General features: G+C 72.1%; 16 protein-coding genes. 9 read left to right on the plus strand and 7 right to left on the minus strand.

Going from position 1 to position 20,648, the window contains the following annotated elements; translation table 11 throughout:
• Positions 1 to 285 precede the first annotated feature (285 nt).
• Complete coding sequence (locus tag ABZZ04_RS20070; RefSeq protein ID WP_148840170.1) at positions 286 to 1,086, plus strand: IclR family transcriptional regulator; 801 nt, start codon at positions 286 to 288, stop codon at positions 1,084 to 1,086.
• 77 nt (positions 1,087 to 1,163) lie between these two features.
• Here ABZZ04_RS20070 and ABZZ04_RS20075 read toward each other — a convergent pair whose 3' ends face one another.
• A complete protein-coding gene (locus tag ABZZ04_RS20075) occupies positions 1,164 to 1,844 on the minus strand; it encodes an ABC transporter ATP-binding protein (RefSeq protein ID WP_356933544.1) in 681 nt (226 codons plus the stop codon).
• Positions 1,841 to 2,932 carry an ABC transporter permease gene (locus ABZZ04_RS20080; protein ID WP_356933545.1) on the minus strand — a complete coding sequence of 364 codons (1,092 nt, stop codon included), beginning with the start codon at positions 2,930 to 2,932 and terminating at the stop codon, positions 1,841 to 1,843. The genes ABZZ04_RS20075 and ABZZ04_RS20080 overlap by 4 nt, the downstream gene beginning before the upstream one ends.
• Before the next feature lie 111 nt (positions 2,933 to 3,043).
• Here ABZZ04_RS20080 and ABZZ04_RS20085 point away from each other — a divergent pair, with 111 nt between their 5' ends.
• Positions 3,044 to 4,255 carry a sensor histidine kinase gene (locus ABZZ04_RS20085; protein WP_148840167.1) on the plus strand — a complete coding sequence of 404 codons (1,212 nt, stop codon included), beginning with the start codon at positions 3,044 to 3,046 and terminating at the stop codon, positions 4,253 to 4,255.
• Positions 4,252 to 4,896, plus strand: coding sequence for a response regulator transcription factor (locus ABZZ04_RS20090; RefSeq protein ID WP_148840166.1), 645 nt, complete (start codon positions 4,252 to 4,254; stop codon positions 4,894 to 4,896). Before ABZZ04_RS20085 ends, ABZZ04_RS20090 begins: the two co-directional genes overlap by 4 nt.
• A gap of 30 nt (positions 4,897 to 4,926) precedes the next feature.
• On the opposite strand, the gene ABZZ04_RS20095 is transcribed toward ABZZ04_RS20090, so the two are convergent.
• Positions 4,927 to 5,229, minus strand: a complete 303-nt coding sequence (locus tag ABZZ04_RS20095) for a DUF5955 family protein (RefSeq protein ID WP_356933546.1) — start codon at positions 5,227 to 5,229, stop codon at positions 4,927 to 4,929.
• A gap of 257 nt (positions 5,230 to 5,486) precedes the next feature.
• Between ABZZ04_RS20095 and ABZZ04_RS20100 the strand changes: the two genes are divergently transcribed.
• From ABZZ04_RS20100 to ABZZ04_RS20115, 4 genes are all read left to right on the plus strand, one after another.
• Complete coding sequence (locus tag ABZZ04_RS20100) at positions 5,487 to 6,104, plus strand: nucleotidyltransferase family protein (protein WP_356933547.1); 618 nt, start codon at positions 5,487 to 5,489, stop codon at positions 6,102 to 6,104.
• Between the two features lie 234 nt (positions 6,105 to 6,338).
• Positions 6,339 to 7,958: a malate synthase A gene (gene aceB / locus ABZZ04_RS20105; protein ID WP_356933548.1), complete on the plus strand. Its 1,620-nt coding sequence runs from the start codon at positions 6,339 to 6,341 to the stop codon at positions 7,956 to 7,958.
• Positions 7,959 to 8,119: 161 nt separating this feature from the next.
• Positions 8,120 to 8,407 (plus strand): GNAT family N-acetyltransferase, encoded by a 288-nt coding sequence (locus ABZZ04_RS20110; protein WP_356933549.1) that lies wholly within the window; start codon positions 8,120 to 8,122, stop codon positions 8,405 to 8,407.
• 38 nt (positions 8,408 to 8,445) lie between these two features.
• Positions 8,446 to 10,005 carry a hypothetical protein gene (locus ABZZ04_RS20115; RefSeq protein ID WP_356933550.1) on the plus strand — a complete coding sequence of 520 codons (1,560 nt, stop codon included), beginning with the start codon at positions 8,446 to 8,448 and terminating at the stop codon, positions 10,003 to 10,005.
• A 57-nt stretch (positions 10,006 to 10,062) separates the two neighbouring features.
• On the opposite strand, the gene ABZZ04_RS20120 is transcribed toward ABZZ04_RS20115, so the two are convergent.
• Both ABZZ04_RS20120 and ABZZ04_RS20125 read right to left on the minus strand, forming a co-directional pair.
• The gene (locus ABZZ04_RS20120; protein ID WP_356933551.1) at positions 10,063 to 13,557 is read right to left on the minus strand and encodes a DEAD/DEAH box helicase; all 3,495 of its coding nucleotides are present in this window, start codon (positions 13,555 to 13,557) and stop codon (positions 10,063 to 10,065) included.
• A gap of 206 nt (positions 13,558 to 13,763) precedes the next feature.
• The gene (locus ABZZ04_RS20125; RefSeq protein ID WP_356933552.1) at positions 13,764 to 15,059 is read right to left on the minus strand and encodes an extracellular solute-binding protein; all 1,296 of its coding nucleotides are present in this window, start codon (positions 15,057 to 15,059) and stop codon (positions 13,764 to 13,766) included.
• 82 nt (positions 15,060 to 15,141) lie between these two features.
• Here ABZZ04_RS20125 and ABZZ04_RS20130 point away from each other — a divergent pair, with 82 nt between their 5' ends.
• Positions 15,142 to 15,771, plus strand: coding sequence for a TetR family transcriptional regulator (locus ABZZ04_RS20130; protein ID WP_356933553.1), 630 nt, complete (start codon positions 15,142 to 15,144; stop codon positions 15,769 to 15,771).
• Between the two features lie 63 nt (positions 15,772 to 15,834).
• Here the strand turns inward: ABZZ04_RS20130 and ABZZ04_RS20135 are convergent, their stop codons facing one another.
• Complete coding sequence (locus ABZZ04_RS20135; RefSeq protein WP_356933554.1) at positions 15,835 to 18,153, minus strand: glycosyl hydrolase family 18 protein; 2,319 nt, start codon at positions 18,151 to 18,153, stop codon at positions 15,835 to 15,837.
• A gap of 251 nt (positions 18,154 to 18,404) precedes the next feature.
• On the minus strand, positions 18,405 to 19,394 hold the full coding sequence (locus tag ABZZ04_RS20140) for a fibronectin type III domain-containing protein (RefSeq protein ID WP_356933555.1): 990 nt from the start codon (positions 19,392 to 19,394) through the stop codon (positions 18,405 to 18,407).
• A 162-nt stretch (positions 19,395 to 19,556) separates the two neighbouring features.
• On the opposite strand from ABZZ04_RS20140, the gene ABZZ04_RS20145 reads away from it, so the two are divergent.
• Complete coding sequence (locus tag ABZZ04_RS20145; protein ID WP_356933556.1) at positions 19,557 to 20,618, plus strand: amidohydrolase family protein; 1,062 nt, start codon at positions 19,557 to 19,559, stop codon at positions 20,616 to 20,618.
• Positions 20,619 to 20,648 lie beyond the last annotated feature (30 nt).

Raw genomic sequence — 20,648 nt, forward strand, 5'->3', positions numbered from 1 at the left:
CCGTCAAGACCCCGTCCACCTCACCCGGTCCGCCGGCGGACCGCCCGCGTCCCGGCTTGGAGATTTCCACAAAGTAGAAGGGTAATTTCGAGGAGCGGAACGTAACATGGGACCAGTGCGACCCCGAAGGACTGCTCCGCCGAGCGCCGACACCGGGACAAACGGGCTCTGACCGGCCAGGACGCCCCGCCCGGGGCGGTGGGCCGATCGGGAACCGCCCGGTAGGCTGCTGGGTGCCTCGCCGGGCGGGGCGCCCCGCCCTTCCGCCTCGAAAGGACCGTTGACGTGCCGCCGTCCCACGCCAGCACATCCGACTCCAAGCCTGCCGCTTCCGGCGGTGGTGTGCAGTCCCTTGAGCGTGCCTTCGATCTGCTGGAGCGGATGGCCGACGCCGGGGGCGAGGTCGGTCTGAGCGAGCTCTCCGCGAGCAGCGGCCTCCCGCTGCCGACCATCCACCGCCTGATGCGGACGCTGGTGCTCTGCGGATACGTGCGCCAGCAGCCCAACCGGCGCTACGCGCTCGGCCCGCGCCTGATCCGGCTCGGCGAGTCCGCGTCCCGGCTGCTCGGCACCTGGGCCCGCCCGTACCTCGCGCGGCTGGTCGAGGAGACCGGCGAGACCGCGAACATGGCGCTGCTCGACGGCGACGAGATCGTCTACGTGGCGCAGGTGCCGTCCAAGCACTCGATGCGCATGTTCACCGAGGTCGGCCGTCGCGTCCTGCCCCACTCCACCGGGGTGGGCAAGGCGCTGCTGGCGAACACCCCGCCGGACGAGGTGCGGGCCCTGCTCGCCCGTACCGGGATGCCCGCCGCCACCGAGAAGACGATCACCACCCCGGACGGCTTCCTCGAAGCGCTGGAGCAGGTCCGCAGGGTCGGCTACGCGGTGGACGACAACGAGCAGGAGATCGGGGTCCGCTGCCTGGCGGTCTCCGTCCCCGACTCCCCCACCTCGGCCGCGATCTCGATCTCCGGTCCGGCGGGCCGGGTGACGGAGGCGGCGACGGAGCGGATCGTGCCGATCCTCCAGCAGGCCGCGAAGGAACTCTCCGACGCGCTGGCGAGCAGCGGCTCCGCCGGCTGACGCACGGGGGAACCGACCGGCGCACGAGGGGAGGGGGCGGCCCCGCGGGGCCGCCCCCTCCCTCTCCGCACCCCGTCTCAGACCCGTTCGGGCACCGTGAGACGGCCGTCGTCCATCGTGACCGTGCGGTCCGTCCGGTGCAGATGGGCCCGGTCGTGCGTGACCATCACCGTCGCCGTCGACCGCTCCCGGGTCAGGGTGATCAGCAGGTCCAGCACCGCCGCGCCCCGTTCGTGGTCGAGCGCGCTGGTCGGCTCGTCGACGAGCAGCACCGCAGGGTCGTTCATCAGGGCCCGCGCGATGTTGATCCGCTGGCGCTGACCGCCCGACAGCTGGTGCGGCCTGCGGCCGGCCCGGTCCGCGAGGCCGACCGCGTCCAGCAGTTCCAGCGCCCGGCCCCGGGCCCCGCGGGCCGCCTTGCCCGACAGATGGGTCATGACCTGGAGCTGCTCGACCGCGGTGAGGGAGGGCAGCAGATTGGGCTGCTGGAAGACGATGCCGATGCGCTCTCGGCGCAGCGCCGCCTTCTCCGCCCGGTCCAGGCTCCCGGTGTCCGCCCCGTCGACGACGACCCGGCCGGAGTCCGGCGTGACCAGGGTCGCGGCCACGGCGAGCAGGCTGGACTTGCCGGAGCCGGACGGTCCGACGACCGCGGTGAGCGTGCCCGCGGGCACCTCCAGCGAGACCCGGTCCAGGGCGGTGAGCCGGTCGTCGCCGTCGGGGTAGGTGAGGGTGACGTCGGCGAGGGTGAGGGTCATCGGGCACTCCCGAGTGCGGTGAGCGGGTCGACGGCGGTGATCCGCCGGATGGACAGGGCCGCCCCGAGCGCGCCGAGGACGATCATGACGGCGGACGGGACCAGCACGGTCGTCACGTCGAGGACGAACGGCACCGCCCCGCCGCTGATCAGCGCGCCGATGCCGGAGGCGAGCGCGGCGCCCGTGCCCGTGCCGATGACGAGCATCACGACGGCCTGCCCGAGCGCGTCGCGCAGCAGGTACGGGGTGGAGGCGCCGAGCGCCTTGAGCACGGCGACGTCGCCGCTGCGCTGGATGGTCCAGACGGTGAAAAAGGCGCCGATGACCAGGGCGGAGATGGCGAAGAGGAAACCGCGCATGAGCTGGAGCGAGCCGTTCTCCGCCTGGTAGGAGCCGATCGCGGTGAGCGAGTCCGCCAGGGCGAGGGTGCTGGTGCCGGCGGCCCGGTCGCCCGCGGCGAGGTCGGCTCCGTCGTCGGTGGTCAGCGCGATCACCGTGGCGTGCCGCGCCCCGCCCGCGCCGTCCTCCCCGAAGCGCTGCCAGTCGTCGAGCGAGGTCCACACGACGGGGGTGTGGCTGTACGAGGCGTCCCCCGCGACCGACGCGACGGTGACCTCGGTGCCGCCGATCCGCAGCCGGTCGCCGGGCGCGGCGTCCAGATCGGCGGCGGCCGACTCGGACAGCGCCACCTCGCCCGTGCCGACCCGCGCGCCGTCGGGTGCGAGGCCGCCGTCCGGTTCCACGCCGAACGCCGACACCGCAGCCGTGCGCCGCCCCTCGTCGGCGGCGGCGTTCAGGGTGCGGATGCCGAGCGGCTGCGCGTCGCGCACGCCGGGCCGGTCCGCCCAGCTCCGCCAGGCGTCCTCCGCGACGACGGAGTCGGTGAAGGACACCGACCGGCCGTCGGGCGGGGCGGCGAACGCCAGGTGATCGGCGTCCAGCCCCGTGACGGCCGAGGTGTTCTCCCGGGCGAGGCCGGCCGTGAGCCCCGACAACAGACCCACGAGCAGCGTGATCAGCACCACGACCGTGCCCATGAGCGCGAACCGGCCCTTGGCGAACCGAAGGTCTCTCCATGCGACGAACATGTTCCCAGCCTCGGCCTCCGGGCCCCCCGGCGACATCGCCCGACAGTGGGGCCCGACATCAAACTTTCGATTGACCGGCGCCGGGCGCTCCTTGTTTACGCTGGACGAATCATGGATTTCCGCACCCACCCCCCGGTCGCCACCGCGCTGCGGCTGTGCATGCACGCGCTGCTGGTCGGACTGCTCGCCCTCGCGGCACTGCGGGCCGTCGGCGACCGCGCGCCGCACGCCGTCGCAGCCGTCGTGGTCTGCGTCCTGACGGCCGCGGTGTACGGGGCGGGCGCGCTCGCCCCCGCCGTGCAGCCGCGCACCCGTGCGGCCGCCCTGTGGCTGGCGGTGCTGGGCGCCGGGTGGCTGGTGCTGCTCGGCCTGTCGCCCGACGCGCTGTGGGTGGCCTTCCCGCTGTACTTCCTCCAACTGCACCTGCTGCCGACGCGTTGGTCCCTGCCGGTCGTCGCGGTCACCGCGCTCGCCGCCGTCGCCGGTTTCACGCTGCACGGCCAGGCCGTCACACCGGGCGCCTTCATCGGTCCGCTGCTCGGCGCGGCGGTCGCGGTCGCCACGGTGCTGGGGTACGAGGCGCTGTTCCGGGAGAGCGAACGGCGCCGGCAGCTCATCGAGGAACTGGTGTCCACCCGGGCGGAGCTGGCCGAGGCGGAACACACCGCGGGCACCCTCGCCGAGCGCGAACGGCTGGCGCGCGAGATCCACGACACCCTGGCGCAGGGCCTGTCCAGCATCCAGCTGCTGCTGCGCGCCGCCGAGCGAACCCTGCCCGACGACGCCCCCGCCTCCGCGCACGTCCGCCGGGCCCGCGAGGCCGCCCAGGACAATCTCGCCGAGGCCCGCCGTTTCGTGCGCGCCCTCTCCCCTCCCGACCTGGAGAACGGCTCGCTGGCGGCGGCCCTGGAACGCCTCTCGTCGCGGACGACGGCCCCCGGCCTCACGGTGCAGTTCGCGGTGAGCGGCACCCCGGTGGAGCTGCCGACCCCGTACGAGGTGGCGTTGCTGCGCACCGCGCAGTCGGCGCTCGCCAACACGGTGCGGCACGCCGCGGCCCGGCGGGCGGAGATCACCCTCAGCTTCATGGACACCTCGGTGTCGCTGGACGTCGTCGACGACGGCCGCGGCTTCACCCCCGGGGACGCACCGGCCGCCACGGACTCCGGCACCGGTGGTTTCGGACTGCCCGCGATGCGTTCGCGGGCCCGTTCGCTGGGTGGCACGCTCAGCGTCGAGTCGGCGCCCGGTCAGGGCACCGCCGTCGCCCTCACCCTTCCTCTTCCGCTGCCCGACGGCCGGCCAGGACAGGACGCCGCATGACCTCGCCCACGCCCGATCCCATCAGGCTGCTGCTCGCCGACGACCATCCGGTGGTCCGGGCGGGGCTGCGCGCCGTCCTGGACTCCGAGCCCGGGTTCCGGGTGGTGGCCGAGGCGGCCACCGCCGAGCGGGCCGTCGCGCTCGCGGCGGACGGCGGGATCGACGTCGTCCTCATGGACCTGCAGTTCGGCGCGGGGATGCACGGTTCGCAGGCCACCGCGGCCATCACGGCGGAGCCGGACGCCCCCCGCGTCCTGATCCTCACCACGTACGACTCGGACGCCGACATCCTGGCCGCGGTGGAGGCGGGGGCGGCCGGTTATCTGCTGAAGGACGCCCCGCCGGAGGAGCTGGCGGCGGCGGTGCGCACGGCGGCGGCCGGCCGGTCGGCGCTCGCGCCCTCCGTCGCCCACCGGCTGATGGACCGGATGCGGACCCCCGCCCAGGCGTTGACCAAGCGCGAGCTGGAGGTCCTCCAGCTGGTCGGCGAGGGGCTGTCGAACCAGCAGATCAGCAAGAAACTGTTCCTCAGCCAGGCGACGGTGAAGTCCCATCTGGTGCACATCTACGCCAAGCTGGGCGTGGACTCCCGCACCTCGGCGGTCGCGGCGGCGACGGCACGCCGGCTGATCCGCCGCTGATCCGCCACCTGCCGACGGTCTTCTCCCCGGTCAGCCGCGCGGCGGTTCCCCGAAGAGGTCGACGGCGACCCGTACGTCCCTGAGCGCGGCGGCCAGGGCGCTGACCGAGCCGATCGCACCCGCGATCAGCAGCAGCGAACGGCGCAGGCGCGGGATCTCCGGCACGCCGCTGAGCGCCATCGCGTCGAGCGCGGCCAGTTCGTCCTCGGCGATGCCCCGGTCCGGGAATTCCGCGGGGTGCCCGGCCAGTTCACGGCGGAGCCGTGAGACCGCCGTGCGCAGCTCCGTCACCCTCGGGTCCTCGCCATTGCTGGTCACCCGCGTCTGCCCCACGCTTCGCAACAAAGCACTCCCCCTCGCACAAGCTTGTGCCAGTGTTCCGCCTGGTCCGCGCACCGCGGTCAAGTATCCGGGCGTGCGCGCAAGTTAACGCCATGAAAGGTGCCGAGCGCCACTCCGCGGACAGAATTCGGGGGGTCCCGTAAGGGTGATCTCCATGTCGTCCGGTGGACGGTGTTCCCATTCGCATCCCCTGTCGCTTGCTTCAGCGAAGGGTGCGCGTCCGGGAGGCGGTGGGGTATCCAGTCCGCATGACTCGGACGACACAGGCCACCGAACGGACCCCCGCGGTCGCCGGACTGCTGCTCGCCGCGGGCGGCGGACGACGACTCGGCGGACGCCCCAAGGCACTGCTCGAACACCGCGGCCGGCCCCTGGTCGAGCACGCGGTGCGGGTGCTGCGGGACGGCGGTTGCGACCCCGTCCACGTGGTGCTGGGCGCCGCCGCCGACGAGGTGCTGGCCCGCGCCGACCTCTCCGGCTGCGTCGTGACCGTCAACCCCGAATGGACGGGGGGCATGGGCTCGTCGCTGCGGGCGGGGCTCGGGGCGCTCACCGGCTCGGGGGCCGACGCGGCGCTGGTCCTCCTGGTGGACCAGCCGGGCATCGGCGCACGGGCGGTGGACCGGGTGCGTTCGGCCTACCGCTCCCGAAGGAGCCTGGCGGCGGCCGCGTACGACGGGGAGCGCGGCCATCCGGTGCTGTTCGGGGCCGATCTGTGGGCGGAGGTGGCGGCGGGCGCGGTGGGCGACCGGGGGGCCCGCGCCTATCTGCGGGAGCGCCGCGATGCGATCACTCTCGTCGAGTGTTCCGATGTGGCCCAGGCGTACGACATCGACACGGCGGAGGACCTCGGGCACCTGGAGTGAACGGGGTGGCACGCTGCGCCGACACCGCTCCGCTTCTGTCGATCCGGAGAATCTCGACATCAACAAACCATTGAACTTCCACCATGAGGAAACTACTATCCACTGATCAGAAGCCCTCTGCACCTCAGACGGCGCCCCCACCCGTATCCCGGAGCCTTGGCACGCCGTGCCGTCCCAGGCGACCCGGCGGTCGCGGGGCGCCGCCCGCACCGCCCGCTGAAGGAGTGACCGCTCATGTCCGCACCAGCGCCGTCCCCGCTGGCCATCGTCGATGCCGAGCCCCTGCCCAGGCAGGACGAGGTCCTGACCGAAGCGGCCCTCGCCTTCGTGGCCGAGCTGCACCGGCGGTTCACGCCCCGTCGTGACGAACTGCTCGCCCGCCGGGGCGAACGCCGCGCCGAGATCGCCCGCACCTCCACGCTGGACTTCCTGCCCGAGACGGCGGCGATCCGCGCGGACGACTCCTGGCGCGTCGCGCCGGCCCCGGCCGCGCTGAACGACCGCCGGGTGGAGATCACCGGTCCGACCGACCGCAAGATGACCATCAACGCCCTGAACTCGGGCGCCAGGGTCTGGCTCGCCGACTTCGAGGACGCGTCCGCCCCCACGTGGGAGAACGTCGTCCTCGGCCAGCTCAACCTGATCGACGCCTACACCCGCACCATCGACTTCACGGACCCGGGGTCCGGCAAGTCCTACGCCCTGAAGCCCGCCGAGGAGCTCGCCACGGTCGTCACCCGGCCGCGCGGCTGGCACCTGAACGAGCGCCACCTCCAGCTGGACGGCGTCCCGGTGCCGGGCGCGCTGGTCGACTTCGGCCTCTACTTCTTCCACAACGCCCAGCGCCTCATCGACCTCGGCAAGGGCCCGTACTTCTACCTCCCGAAGACCGAGTCCCACCTGGAGGCCCGGCTCTGGAACGACATCTTCGTCTTCGCCCAGGACTACGTCGGCATCCCGCAGGGCACGGTCCGCGCGACCGTCCTCATCGAGACGATCACCGCCGCGTACGAGATGGAGGAGATCCTCTACGAACTCCGCGACCACGCCTCCGGTCTGAACGCGGGCCGTTGGGACTACCTCTTCTCCATCGTCAAGAACTTCCGTGACGGCGGCGCCAAGTTCGTCCTGCCGGACCGCAACGCGGTGACGATGACCGCCCCGTTCATGCGCGCGTACACCGAACTCCTCGTCCGCACCTGCCACAAGCGCGGCGCGCACGCCATCGGCGGCATGGCGGCCTTCATCCCGTCCCGCCGCGACGCCGAGGTCAACAAGGTCGCCTTCGAGAAGGTCAAGGCCGACAAGGACCGCGAGGCCGGCGACGGCTTCGACGGCTCCTGGGTCGCCCACCCGGACCTGGTGCCGATCGCCATGGCCTCCTTCGACGCGGTCCTCGGCGAGAAGCCGAACCAGAAGGAGCGCCTGCGCGAGGACGTCTCGGTGGCCGCCGGGGACCTGATCGCCGTCGACAGCCTGGACGCCGTTCCCACGTACGAGGGCCTGCGCAACGCCGTCGCGGTCGGCATCCGCTACATCGAGGCATGGCTGCGCGGCCTGGGCGCGGTCGCCATCTTCAACCTGATGGAGGACGCCGCCACCGCGGAGATCTCCCGTTCGCAGATCTGGCAGTGGATCAACGCGGACGTGGTCTTCGAGAACGGCGAGCACGCCACGGCGGACCTGGCCCGCAGGGTCGCGGCCGAGGAACTCGCCGCGATCCGCGCCGAGACCGGCGACGAGGCCTTCGCCGCCGGCAAGTGGCAGCAGGCCCACGACCTCCTGCTCCAGGTCTCCCTGGACCAGGACTACGCGGACTTCCTGACTCTGCCCGCGTACGAGCAGCTGGGCTGACGTCGCTCGCATGCATGACTGCCCCAGGTGCCGACGGCACCTGGGGCAGTGCCGTATCGCGATGAGCTCGAAGCCGGAAAGCCGTCGGGCAGGTGTCAGGGTGACAGATCCGACCGGAAAACCGGTGGCGGGCCCGGCCGGCCCGTGATGAAGATCGCGGCATGTCCGACTTCCTGGAGACCGACCGGCTCGCCCTGCGCGCGCTCACGACGGCCGGCACCGACCGTCTGATCGCCCTGGACCACGACCCCGAGGTCATACGCTTCATCAGCGGAGGCCGCCCCACCAACCGTGAGGCAATCGAGACACGGGCCCTGCCGCGACTCCTGCACGGCTACGCCACCGAGGGGTCCCGGGCCCTGATCCACAAGGGGTTCACGGGCCTGGAGGCCGAGCAGGTCACGGCGAACACGGTGGCCGTCAACTCCCGTTCCCGCCACCTCCGGTGACCCCGGAACACTCTGTCGACCGGACGGACACAACGGCCTTGCCCGCCGAGCCCTTCAACCGGCGGATCGAGGTCCTGGTCGCGGTCGTCGACAGCCCGGACGAGACGAGTCTCGCGGCACAGCTCCTGGAAGGGCGTGGCTGGTCGGTGCGACCGTGGCTTCCCCGTGACCACACCGCGGATGCCTCGGCGCTCGGCCCCGGCCGTACGGGGCTGCTGGTCGAAGTCCGGCTGCACGGCGCACGTTTCGGCGCAGTGCAGGCCGCGGTCTCCGAGATCGAGAACCTGGCTCGCCGCCACCAGGCGGGCATGTGGGTGGTGGATGCGTTTCTCATCGAGCACGACCTGACCCACGACCACCGCTCCGTGTTCCACGCCCACCGTCGGCTCCCGGGGTCGTCCGCCCCCTCGGGCTCCCCGAGCCCCGGAGCCCGGATCGCATCCCTGCGTACGTCGCTCGGTGCCATCTCCACCGTCCGTATCCTCAAGCAGACCGGCCGCCCTTCCGTCGAAGCGCTCGAACAGCGTCTGGAGCGCGGAACGCTCACCGGACGCCCGTACGACCCGCAGCGCCTCCAGCTACGCGTCCCCATGGGTATGGAAGGCCGGGACCCCGACGCACCACCGCCGAGCCCGGTGTCGGCGTGGCGCCTGGCGGGCCCTCTGCTGGCGGGACTGGGCCTGGCGGTCGCCTGCGGATCCGCGGCCGCGGCCGCGGACGGTCTGTTCGTGCTGGTGCCGCTGCTCGTGGCGTGCGCCCTGATATGGCCCGTGGGCCACGGGATCACCAACCGGAGGGAGGAACAATCCCTTGCCGTCACCGTGGTCTGGGGCGCTGCGGCCGTCGCCCCGATGACCTTGGCCGGCCTGTTGCTGGTTCTCACCCTGCCCGGTCCCCCGGCGCAAGTGGCACGCGTGACGGCGTACGTGGTGCTCGGGGTGGCTCTCTGTGCCCTGATCCTCTACGGGCTCGGGTACGCACTGGTTCACTCCTGGTTCAGCCGCAACGCCAACTGGGCCGTACCAGCACTCGTTCCCGCGCTCGCCCTGAGCCTGCCCTGGTTCGGAGGCCTGCTGCACACGATGTATCTGAAGGCCGGGTTCGGCGTCCCTTCCGACGCCATCCCGGTCTCGGTGTACTGGTCCTACGCGGCCTCGCTCAAGCCCATCGGAATCGCGGTCGGGCTCGCGGCAGTGGTGCTGGCGATCGCCGGCTGGATGCGCCACTACCACCAGTGGGTCCACGCACGGGGCATGGTCCGGATCGGCGTTCCTCTCATGAGCCTGTTCGTCATCGGGATCTCCCTGACCGCCGGACTCGTCGGAGCGGAAACGGCCGCGAGCCGAGCGCGTACGGCCGCGGCGTCCGGCAAGTCCCCGGCGGCGTACTACGGAGTCCAGGGCCGACTCGTCTGTGTCGAGCCCGTGTCCGAGGAGATCCCCGTCTTCAACGGTCCGCTCGCCACTACGCGTTCTCTGCTCACCTTCGGCACCTCCGGGGACCGCGTATGGCTGTGGGACCCCCGGCGCGACCAGTCGCTCTCCGTCCGGCTCGAGGACGTGGTCGTCACGGAGGCCCGGGCGAGCGCCTGCGGCTGAGGCAGCACCGGACGAGGCCGTGGAGGGCACGAGGTGTGCCCTCCACGACGCCCTTGCCTACCGGCAGCGGCAGCCTTCGGCGAGCGACGTCGGGGCGAGTGCCCGCATGGCCGCCTGCTCGTCTTCCGAGATGCACGGCAGATGACGTGCGAGTACGTCGAAGTGCTGGTGTCCGCGCCATGCGTCGTGGTCACCCACGACGAACAGCCGCCGACGAGCGCGACTCACCGCGACGTTCAGCAGGTTCGGGGCGGAGGCCGCCCAGGTTCGCGGTCCTGCTTTGTCCCCGCCCGCGCCGAGGATCAGCAGCACCACGTCGGCTTCCTTGCCCTGGGTCGTATGCACGGTGCCCACCCTGTCGCGGGGGACGACCCGGCACAGGCTGCGACGGAGTCCTGCCACGACATCCCGGAACGGGCTGATGACGAAGAGCTCACGCTCCGGGTCCAGGCCCTGGTCGACCAGCCGGTGCACGATGACGTTCGCGCAGTCCCCCTCGTCCGGCGACCACTTGCCCTGCGGTGCGCGCCCGCCGCTCACCGGCCACCACACACCGCGCCGGGCCACCGCGTAATCGTCTTCCCGGTGCACCCCGTGCACCATGAGCCCGTCGTAGGCGATCTCGTTGCTGATCGTGAACATCGGGTCGTCGCAACGCCGGTGGACGCGCAGGGGCGACCCCACCCAGACCCGGTCGTCCTCGGAACCCTGGGGTGCCGGGAGCCAAGTGCCGTAGCTGTTCAGCCGGTCCGCGACGCGCTGTGCCGAGGTGCGGGACGGTTCCCACTCCTCGGCCACACCGAACGTACGGCGAAGGGCCTGCTGGCCCGTGTGCGGCAGTGTGACCACCGGCTCCAGCTGCAGCGGATCGCCCACGACGACGCCTCGCCGCGCCCGCCACAGGGCACCCACCGGCATCTGCGCGGTCGCCTGGCCGGCCTCGTCGATCAGCATCCAGCCCAGCGACCGGGGCCCCAGACCCGTGAACATCCGGTCCAGTGAGGCGAAGGTCGTGGAGACGACCGGCAGAGCGAGGAAGAGGCTCTGCCAGGCCGCCAGCACCACTTCCGGCTTCAGGGTCCTGGGCGCGTCACCGCAGAGGACGTCCATCGCGGCGTCGAGGTTCTTGCGCATCCGGTCGGCCGCGCCTTCGATGAACGCACGGTGCAGATCCATCGCGGCGAGAAACAACCGGGTGCGGGCCCTGGTGAACTCCGGATCGGACCAGGGCGAGGAGAGCTCTCTCGCCTCCTCCTCCGTTCGCTCACCGCGCTCCTCCTGGCCCGGAATCGAGGTGCCCCACCGCTCGATGGCCGCCCCCAGGGTTGCCAGAAGTCGCGCGTGGTGTTCTTCCGCCGATCGGAGCGCCCGCCGGGCTTCGTCCAGGGTGCCTCTGCCCGCTGCTTCGGCCCGGTCGTACGCGGCGGCCGTCTGCGTGTGTGCCTCGTACCCGGCGCGAGCCGTCTGCTCCGCTTCGGCCAGCAGCCGGTCCTCCGCCTGCCAGTCGCGCTGTGCCGCGCCGAGTGTGAAGATGCCCGCGGTCAGGCCGGGGCGGTGCCGACGGTGCTCCGCCCTTCGGTCCGCGGGGCCTGCGAGGTCCCTCTGCGCCCTGTCACGAGCCGCGCGGGCCTCCACGGCCGGTTGCCGAAGTGCTTCCAGGTTCTGCTCGGCGCCGAGTACCGCCTCCTGGGCGGTGGCGACGGCCGCATGCGACCCGTTGTGGTTCAGGAGTGCCTCATACGCTCGCTGCCGCTCGTCCTGCAGGGCCCGCACCGTCTGCCGCGCGTCCCGGAAACGGGCGACGGACTCCCGCCAGCACATCGGGTCGAAGCCGCGTGAAGCTGCCGCCTTCAGGACGTCCCGCATGCCCTCGCCACGCTCGGCCCGTTCCTCGCGCGGCGGGCCGAACCAGTACTTGTTGCGGAAATCCGAACGGTTCCCCTTGTTGCCGAGCTTTGCGGCGAGGGTTCCCCACGACGGTGCGCCGTCCAGGAGAAGGCGTCCCTGTTCCGGGAAGAAGGACGCTGCCTCCCGCCACTCCGCAGCGACGGATTCGAGTGCCGGGATCTCGTTGGAGACGTTCTCGACGGCACCGTTGTTGGCCGACGCGATCACCATCTCGTAACCCGTCAGCTCCGGTTCGAGCGGGGCGACGGACCGCTGGTAGGTGCCGGTGCTCCAGCGGTGCGCCTGGCCGGTGAACGCGTCCTCGGGGCGCCGCAGTTCGGACAGGCGCTCGGCCCGCATGACCAGTACGGCGGCGATGAGGTCCCGCAACTGTGTGGTCTTGCCCGTACCGGGCGGGCCGTTCACCGCGTACAGGCCGTCGGCGTCGGTGAGCTGCTCCACGATCCGGTCGACTGCGAACTGCTGGCTCAGTACCAGCGGGTGCTCCGTCTTCGCCGGCCATCGTCCGAGCGGGAAGCGGGCCGGCTGAACACCGTCGAGTACCGCTCCGGGCTCGTGCTTGAGATCGATGCGCGTACGGCCGCGCAGCAAGGCCGAGGCGGTCAGGTAGTCCCTCAGTGCGGGCCCCGGCTCGTCCTTGCCGAGACTGTCGGCGACGAGGCCGAGGTCCGCCGCGATGAAGCTGTTCAGGAAGTCGGATCCGCCCGACCGGCCGGCCTTCCGCCGGGACACGGACCTGCACTGGACCCGAATCGTCTCCGGCCGCAGGTCGTCGGTGACACCGAACTGTTCCGCGACCCAGCGGGTGACGGCCGACAGGTCCCGCACGGTCAACGGCTTCTCCCCGAGCCGGGGCGGAGCCCCGTCGCCGTCCGCCGCATCGGCCGCGTCGCCCTCGTCCGGCGGGCTCCCGTCCAGCGACTCGTCCTCCTCGCGCCCGGCGGAACGCCCGGTGGAGCGCCCGGTCGAACGCCCGGCATCGCCGTCGGTCACCGCACCGACCGCGCCGGACAGGGCACCGGCCGCCAGATCACCGAGCACCGGCCCGAGTACGGCGTTCAAGGCGCCGCCGACCGCGCCGGTCGTGATCTCGCACAACAACCCCGCGAAGGGCCGCTGCCGCCGCCCCGACGCCGTGTCCGCGATCGTCACCCTGCCGTCGCCGACACCCAGCACAACGCCTTCGCACGCGTCGGCTTCCGCCTCGAAACCGTCGAGCCATCCCTGGGCCCCGGGTCCGGGCTTACGGCTGCGCCCCGTCGCCCAGGCGCACGCGGAGAAGGTGATGGAGTCCTGGACCAGCAACCCTTCATCCGTGACCTCGAAGGCCAGCAGGGCACTGTCGCCGTCCACACGGCCGTCGTGGTCCTCCTCGCTGTCGCCGAAGACATCGAGCAGGACATCACGGACGGACGCCACCGGGTACACCCCGCAGTAGACGGTGTGCTGCCTCACCATGTTCCGGCCCGGGTTCCGCCGCCGTACGGGATGCCCCTCCTCCCACGGCAGCGGGTTCCCGGATTCCACGGGGTACATGCCCTTCGGCGGCGAGGTCCTCTCCACCTTCTGCGGGCTGAACATCTCCACCGCGCGCCAGTAGCGCACGATGTCCGCCCTGCGCCGCCGCTCACTGCTCGCCGCCATACGGCCCGCCCCCTCGTTCCGGTCCGCCAGGAACGATCACCTTAGCCAGCTCCGTGAGCGGTGCGGAGTGGGTGGTGGCGCGTATGCGACCTCGAGCCGGTGTCCACCGTGCCGTCGGCGGCGAACGGCGCCGTGCGCTGCCGGGCACCGAGCTCCGAGCTCCGAGCTCCGAGGGAAGTCCGGGGACGCACCGTGCCCGGCGCGGCTCAGGAGGTCGCCGCCTTCACCTCCGCCTCGGCGGCCGCCTTGTCCAGTGCGGCGAGTACGGTCCCGGGTTCGCCGCCCTCCATCACGGCCCGGCCCACATCGGCACGGATCGTCTCCCTGACGGCGGGCCAGGACCGCATGTTGACCGGGGCGAACTGCGCGTCCGACAGCTGCTCGACGAATGCCGACAGCGGCTGCTCGGAGGGGTTTCCGGTCGCCGCGTCGGACGCCGAGTACGTCACGGGGAGCGCGGACTGGCTGCCGCCGTAGGCCAGGGCGGACTTCCCGCTGTAGAGGAACGAGAGGAACTTGCCGCACTCCTCGCGGTGGCCGCCCCGCTGGAACGCCATCAGCCAGTCGCTCAGCCCCAGCGGGACGGCGGCCCCGCCGTCCTTCTTGGGGAACGGGGCGTGCGCGTAGGGGACCTTGGCCTGATCGGCCGCGCCCATCAGCACGGGGTGGGCGATCAGCATCCCGATCTCGCCGCCCAGGAACTGCGCGTACGCGTCGGTCCGGTTGAGCTTCGCGGGGGCGGCCCCGGCCAGCCCCTCCCCGACGAACTCGTCCCGCAGCCAGGTCAGGGCCTCGGTGTTGGCGGCCGTCGCGAAGTCGTACTGTGCGGTGTCCCCCATGTAGCCGCCGCCGGCCGCGAGCAGCCAGGACAGTGCCTCGTCGTCGGCCGCCTCGGGTCCGAACTGGAGCCCGTACGGCGTCTTCACGCCGATCGACTTCAGTGCCCGGGCGGCCTTCCGCAGCTCGTCCCACGAGGTGGGGGCACCGCCGACGCGCGCCCGCCGGAAGAGTTCCTTGTTGTAGAAGAGCCGGGGGGTGCTGGCCAGGAAGGGGATTCCGTAGGTGGCGCTGTCGACCGTGCCCGCCTCGGTGAAGGACCGGATGAAGTCGGCCTGCGTGACGATGTCGAACAGCTTGGTCATGTCGTGGAGCAGACCGTCCTCGGCATAGGGCGCGAAGATGTTCGACTGCGCGATGTCGGGCGCCCGGCCCTCCTCGACCCGGCGGGCGAGCGTCCGGTCGATCTTGTCGTACGGGACCCGCTCCAGGTTGATCCTGATGCCGGCGTGCTGCTTCTCGAAGGTGGAGACGACCTTGTCCCACTGGTCGCCGATCGAGGCGCCCACGCTCTTGTCGTAGCTGGCCACGAGGAGATCCAGCTTCACGTCCTCGCGCGTCTCGCAGCCGGTGAGCCCGAACGCCGCCGTGGCGCCGGCGAGGCCGGCCGTCTGAAGAAGGAACTGCCGCCGACGCACCGCTCTTGCCACCTCTTGCTGGTTCACCACATGCCTTTGTGGCAGATTCTGCCACATGGGCAGTTGACGCCTGACGGGCGGAGTGGCTCCAGGGCATACCCTGGCCCGCATGCAAGGTGGCTCTCTGACGGAGCGGCGCAAGGCCGCGACCCGGCTGGACATCGCCCGTACGGCGGCGGCGCTCTTCGTCGAGCACGGCCTGCGGGGCACCCGCGCCGAGGACATCGCACGTGCCGCAGGCGTCGCCCCGCGCACCTTCTACCGCTATTTCGCGACCAAGGAGGAGGCCATCACCCCGCTGCTCGCCGTCGGCGCCCGGCAATGGGTGGAGGCGGTGCGGGACGCGCCGGGCACCCTGTCGGTGCCGGACGCGCTGCGGCACGCGGCGGGGCGGACACTGGCCCCGGCCCCCGGTGACACGGCGGCCTCGGAGTCCCTGGAGTGGGTGCGGTCGCTGCTGCGGATGGCGGCGGACAGCCCGGCCCTCCAGTCGGTGTGGAACGACGCGTGCCACGACGCGGACGCCACCTTGGCGGCGGTGCTCGCGGCGCGCGCCGGGCTCCCGGACGGGGCGGGCTCGCTGGAGATCCGGCTGACGGCCGGGGTCGCGGGCGCCGCGGTGCGGGCCGCGGTGGAGACCTGGGCGGCCGGCGACGCCCCCGCGACGGGCCCGGAGGGGCCGGCGGCACTGGCCGAACGCTGTCTGACCTCGGCACAGGGCGTGCTCGGGGGCGTCTGATCCCGGCTCCGCCGCACGACCGGTCCGCGGGACCCGCCGGAGCCCCGCGGACCGGCGGGCCGGCTACTGCCGCCGCTTCTGTCCGGAGAGGCCCTGCTTCAGGCCGGTGTCCAGGGCGTTCATCAGGGTGCCCTGTGCCGTGTCACCCGACATCTCCCAGATCATCACCCCCAGCAGCCCCTTGGACTTCACGTAGTCGGTCTTCTTGCCGAGGGACCAGGTGTCGTCGAAGGACCACCACTGGTTTCCGGTGTAGCCGTACGTGGAGACCGACTGTTCGTCGTGGTGCACCGTCATCGTCGGGTACGCGCCGATGAGGTTGGAGTAGCCGCGGTTGCCGGCCTCCTCGGCGAACTGCCCGGGGGCGGCGCCGCCCGCGCCCTGCCATTCGCCCGCGACCCCGCCGTCGGTGACGTTCTGCCAGCCCCGGCCGTAGAACGGTATGCCGAGGGTCAGTTTGCGGGGTTCGACGCCCGCGTCGGTGTACGCCTTGATGGCGGTGTCGGCGCTGAACCGGGTCGTGTAGGGGTCCTGGTCGTCCGGGTAGAGGTTGGCCTGGTGGCCGGTGCGGTCGGGTTCCCAGGAGTTGTCGCTGCCCGAGCCGTGGAAGTCGTAGCCCTGGACGTTGGCCACGTCGAGCGAGTCGAAGACCTTGGCCAGGTCCCAGCCGTCGCCGATCTTCTGCGGGTCGGCGGGGGTGAAGGCGGTGAGGAGCCGGTGCTCGCCGCCGAGGGCGTCCAGCTGCCTGCGGAACTCGGCGAGCAGCAGGGTCAGGTTGTCCTTGTCGTCGGGCGAGTAGTGGTTGCCGGGGTGTCCGGTGCCGGTGCCCGGCCACTCCCAGTCGACGTCGAAGCCGTCGAAGATGCCCGCGGCGACCCCGGGGCCGCCCGCGCCGTTGTATTCGGGCAGGTTGCCCTTGATGTACATGTCGATGCAGGAGGAGACGAACTTCTTGCGGGCCGCGTCGGTGGCCGCCACGTCGGAGAAGTACTTCGAGTACGTCCAGCCGCCGAGCGAGACCACGATCTTCAGGCTCGGGTTGAGCTTCTTCAGCTTCTTCAACTGGTTGAAGTTTCCGCGCAGTTTGGCCCATCCGTCGTCCGCGACGCCGTCGACGGACTGGGCCGCGGCGAACGGGCGGGCGTAGTCGGCGTCGGCGTCCCCGGCACCGGTGCCCTGTTCCGGGTCCTGGGGGTCGGCGGTGGTGCCCTTCGTGACGCCGTTCAGGCAGGTGAGGTTGTCGGGGTCGATGTTGGCGAAGGCGTAGTTGATGATGTCGAGCTTGCCCGCGGCCCCGGAGTCCTGGAGGTTCTTGACGAAGTACTGGCGGCCGTAGATGCCCCACTGGACGAAGTAGCCGACCTTGGCGTAGTCGCCCGCACCGACGATGTCGTCGGTCTTCACGGTGAGCGCGGCACTGGCCGGGGAGGCGTTGTCCGCCGCGTCCCGCGCCTTGACGGTGAAGGTGTACGAGGTCGAGGGCGAGAGTCCGCCGATGGTGGCGGTGGTCGTCGTGCCGGAGACCGTGGTGGCGAGCAGGCCGCCCCGGTAGATGTCGTACGCGGCGACCCGCTGGTCGTCCGTCGCCGCGTTCCAGGCCAGGGTGACGGACGAGGAGTCGGCGGCCGTGGAGCGCAGCGATCCGGGCGCGGTGGGCGGGGAGGTGTCGGTGGCCGGGTCGACGGTGGTGACGGCGAGCGGCGCGCTCTCGGCCGAGGTGTTGCCACGGGTGTCCTTGGCGCGGACGGTGAACGAGTAGGCGGTGGCCGGGGTCAGGCCGGTGACCGTGGTGGAGGTGGCCGCGGTGGCGGACCCCACCACCTCGCCACCGGCCAGGACGTCGTACGACGCCACGGGGAAGTCGCCCGCCGCGGCCGCCGTCCAGGACAGGGACGCGGTGCGGGCGGTGACGTCGGCCTGCTTCAGCCCGCCGGGCACGCCCGGCGGCACGTCGGCGGAGCCGTCGCACTTGTCGCCGTTGATCCGGCAGCCGGTGGGCGCGGTGACGGGGCCCTTGGCGACGAACCAGAAGCTGTACGGCTCACTGGTGCCGTGCGCGGCGACCGTGCCGTTGTAGTGGGCGTTGGCCGCGGTGACGTGGCTGCCCCGGGTGGTGACGGTGCCGTTGTAGGAGGTGTCGATCGTGACCCCGGCAGGCAGGTCGAATTCGAGTTCCCAGCCGGTCACGGCGGTGTCGGTGTCGTTGTGCAGGACGTAGGTGCCCTTCCACCAGGAGCCGTTGTCGGCCGAGGTGAAGGTCGCCGTCAGCTTGCCCGCCGCGTGCGCGGGGGCGGCCTGGAGCGAGAGCAGCGCGAGGAGCAGCCCGAGGACGGCGACGAGCGCGGTGGCCGTTCTCCGTCTGAGAGTCATGTGCTCGAACATGGTGTTCTCCCATGAGGCAGGGACCGGTGAGGCGGTCCTGAGAGGGGAGCCGGATTCCTTGGTGCCATGGAGCACAGGGGAAACTAAAAGGTCTGGACCAACTCGTCAATAGGTACAGACCAATCACGGGTAAAGCCTCCGCCCGCACCCCCGGCGCGCCTCACCCCCGTACGCCTCACTCACCCTGCGCGCCCCACTCCCCCGTGCGCCTCACCCCGTGCGCCTCACCCACCCCGTGCGCCTCACTCGGCTCACTCACCGAGGACGATCGTGCGCTGGGCGGAGAAGTCACCCCACTTCCCGTCGGGCAGCTTCGCGCGGATCTTCAGCGAGTAGCGGGTGCCGCGCGGGTCGCCCACGGTGAGCCGGTAGCTCGCCCGCCCCTCGGGCGGGGCCCCGCCCCACACGATCGTGGTGGTCGGCCGGCCGTTCATGAACAGCTGGTACGCGGGGATCTCCCCGCCGGTCTCCGGCTGCTCCCAGTCCAGGTCGATGGCGTACTCCTCGCCCTGGGCACGACTGTCGACCCGCAGGTCGGTGGGGGCGGTGGCGGCCGGGGCGCCCGGGGCGGACCCGGTCGTGAGGTCGACGGCGTTGCTGTCCGGCGAGGAGATGTCGGCCGCGTCGCGGGCCCGGACGGTGAAGGTGTAGACGGTGCCGGGGCGCAGTCCGGTCAGATGCGCGGTGGTCCGGTCGCCGGGCACGCTGTGGATCCGGGAGTCCTCCTGGTAGATGTCGTACGAGGTGACACCGACGTCGTCCGTCGAGCCGCCCCAGGAGAGGTTCACCGCCCGGCTGCCGTCCACCGTGCCGCGCAGCTTCACCGGGCGGGTCGGTGCCTTCCGGTCGGCGCGGGCGGCGGCGGGCGTGGTGACGCGGGCGGCGGCACCGGGCGCGGAGAGGTTCCCGGCGGCGTCACGGGCCCGGACGGTGAAGGTGTGGGCGGTCGACGCGGTCAGCCCGTCGACATCGATCATCAGCTTGGCCGCCGGGACCGACTTCACCCGCTTCCCCTCCCGGTAGACCTCGTAGCCGGTGACCGCCCTGTCGTCCGAGGCCCGCTCCCACATGACGTGCACGGAGGTGGCGCTGCCGGCCTGCGCCGTCACGTGACCCGGCGCCGTCGGCCGCTCGGTGTCGGCCTCGGGGGCGGATTCGCAGGCGGTCAGCGCGGCGAGCAGGACGACGGAGCAGGCCAACGCGGCGGTTGCGTGGGGGCGTTGCACGGTTGCGCCTTCCATCCGGGAGCAATGGTCCAGACCTGTATCGCACGACGTGGGGGTCGCCGACAAGAGGACGGATCGGAACGTTCCGCAATGTGCCGGTGTGACCGTGCGTCCCGCGGGGCGGGGCGGGGCGGTGGCGCTCCGCCCCGCGGGGCCGTCGTGCCGTACGGTCGTCCGATGCTGTGCATACGAGGAGTCGTGCTGCCGGAGCGCGAGGAGCGCACCTTCCTGATCGACGGCGAGGTGCTCCGCGCGGGCGGCCCGTCGGGCGGCCTCTCGGGCCGGGACGTGGAAATGGTCGTGGACGGCGGCTGGTTGCTGCCCGGCCTCGTCGACGTGCACACCCACCCCGGCACGACGGACCCCCGTGTGCCCTTCGACGAGGGGCTGCTGCGGCGGCAGTTGGTGGAGCACCGGGACGCCGGGGTGCTCGCGGTGCGCACCCCGGGCACGGCGCGGCGGATGCCCGGCTGGGTGGCGGAGGACCCGGAGCTGCCCCGGGTGACGTCGGCGGGGCGGTGGCTGGCCACGCCCGGCCGGTTCTTCCCCGGCTTCGGACGGGACGTGAGCGAGGCGGAGTTGGTGCGGGCCGCCGTGGAGGAGGCGACCGCCTCGTCCGGGTGGTGCAAGGTCGTCGGGGACTGGGCCGCCGACGAACCCGCCGTGCCGCTGCCGCTGTTGACCTCGGTGGTGGAGGCGGTGCACGCGGTCGGCGGCAAGGTCGCGGTGCACTGCCAGACCTCCGAGGGCACCCGCAACGCCGTACTGGCGGGCGCCGACAGCCTGGAGCACGGCATGCATCTCGATCCGGCGCTGCTGGACCGGATGGCCGCGCGGGGCACGGCGTTCGTGCCGACGCTGAGCGTCTTCGCCGCCGGGGTGGACCGGATGCGGGCCCGGGAACCGAGCGTGCGCCGCGATCTGTGGCTGGCCGGGTGGGACGGCATGCTCGACAATGTGCGCGCTGCCCACGAGGCCGGTGTGACGGTGCTGGCGGGGACGGACTCCTTCCCTTGCGGGACGGTCGCGGGCGAGATGGAATGGCTGGTACGGGCCGGTCTGCCGGCCCGCGCGGCACTCGGTGCCGCGTCCTGGACGGCACGGGCCTGGCTCGGACTGCCGGGCCTCGTGGACGGCGCGCCCGCCGACCTCGTCGCATACGCCACCGACCCGACCGAGGACCCTGCCGTGCTGAACCACCCGAGCCGGATCGTGCTCCGTGGACGCGTCGTGCGATGAGCGATGAGTTCGGGGCGCGGGAGAGGTCTG

Source organism: Streptomyces sp. NPDC006435 (assembly GCF_040612315.1).
GTDB lineage: Bacteria > Actinomycetota > Actinomycetes > Streptomycetales > Streptomycetaceae > Streptomyces.

What these genes read in the sequence shown, in the direction of transcription:
- ABZZ04_RS20075 (WP_356933544.1), bottom strand. Translation starts at nt 1,844, where the DNA reads ATGACCCTCACCCTCGCCGACGTCACCCTCACCTACCCCGACGGCGAC.
- ABZZ04_RS20080 (WP_356933545.1), bottom strand. Translation starts at nt 2,932, where the DNA reads ATGTTCGTCGCATGGAGAGACCTTCGGTTCGCCAAGGGCCGGTTCGCG.
- ABZZ04_RS20085 (WP_148840167.1), top strand. Translation starts at nt 3,044, where the DNA reads ATGGATTTCCGCACCCACCCCCCGGTCGCCACCGCGCTGCGGCTGTGC.
- ABZZ04_RS20090 (WP_148840166.1), top strand. Translation starts at nt 4,252, where the DNA reads ATGACCTCGCCCACGCCCGATCCCATCAGGCTGCTGCTCGCCGACGAC.
- ABZZ04_RS20100 (WP_356933547.1), top strand. Translation starts at nt 5,487, where the DNA reads ATGACTCGGACGACACAGGCCACCGAACGGACCCCCGCGGTCGCCGGA.
- aceB (WP_356933548.1), top strand. Translation starts at nt 6,339, where the DNA reads ATGTCCGCACCAGCGCCGTCCCCGCTGGCCATCGTCGATGCCGAGCCC.
- ABZZ04_RS20110 (WP_356933549.1), top strand. Translation starts at nt 8,120, where the DNA reads ATGTCCGACTTCCTGGAGACCGACCGGCTCGCCCTGCGCGCGCTCACG.
- ABZZ04_RS20120 (WP_356933551.1), bottom strand. Translation starts at nt 13,557, where the DNA reads ATGGCGGCGAGCAGTGAGCGGCGGCGCAGGGCGGACATCGTGCGCTAC.
- ABZZ04_RS20130 (WP_356933553.1), top strand. Translation starts at nt 15,142, where the DNA reads ATGCAAGGTGGCTCTCTGACGGAGCGGCGCAAGGCCGCGACCCGGCTG.
- ABZZ04_RS20135 (WP_356933554.1), bottom strand. Translation starts at nt 18,153, where the DNA reads ATGTTCGAGCACATGACTCTCAGACGGAGAACGGCCACCGCGCTCGTC.
- ABZZ04_RS20140 (WP_356933555.1), bottom strand. Translation starts at nt 19,394, where the DNA reads ATGGAAGGCGCAACCGTGCAACGCCCCCACGCAACCGCCGCGTTGGCC.
- ABZZ04_RS20145 (WP_356933556.1), top strand. Translation starts at nt 19,557, where the DNA reads ATGCTGTGCATACGAGGAGTCGTGCTGCCGGAGCGCGAGGAGCGCACC.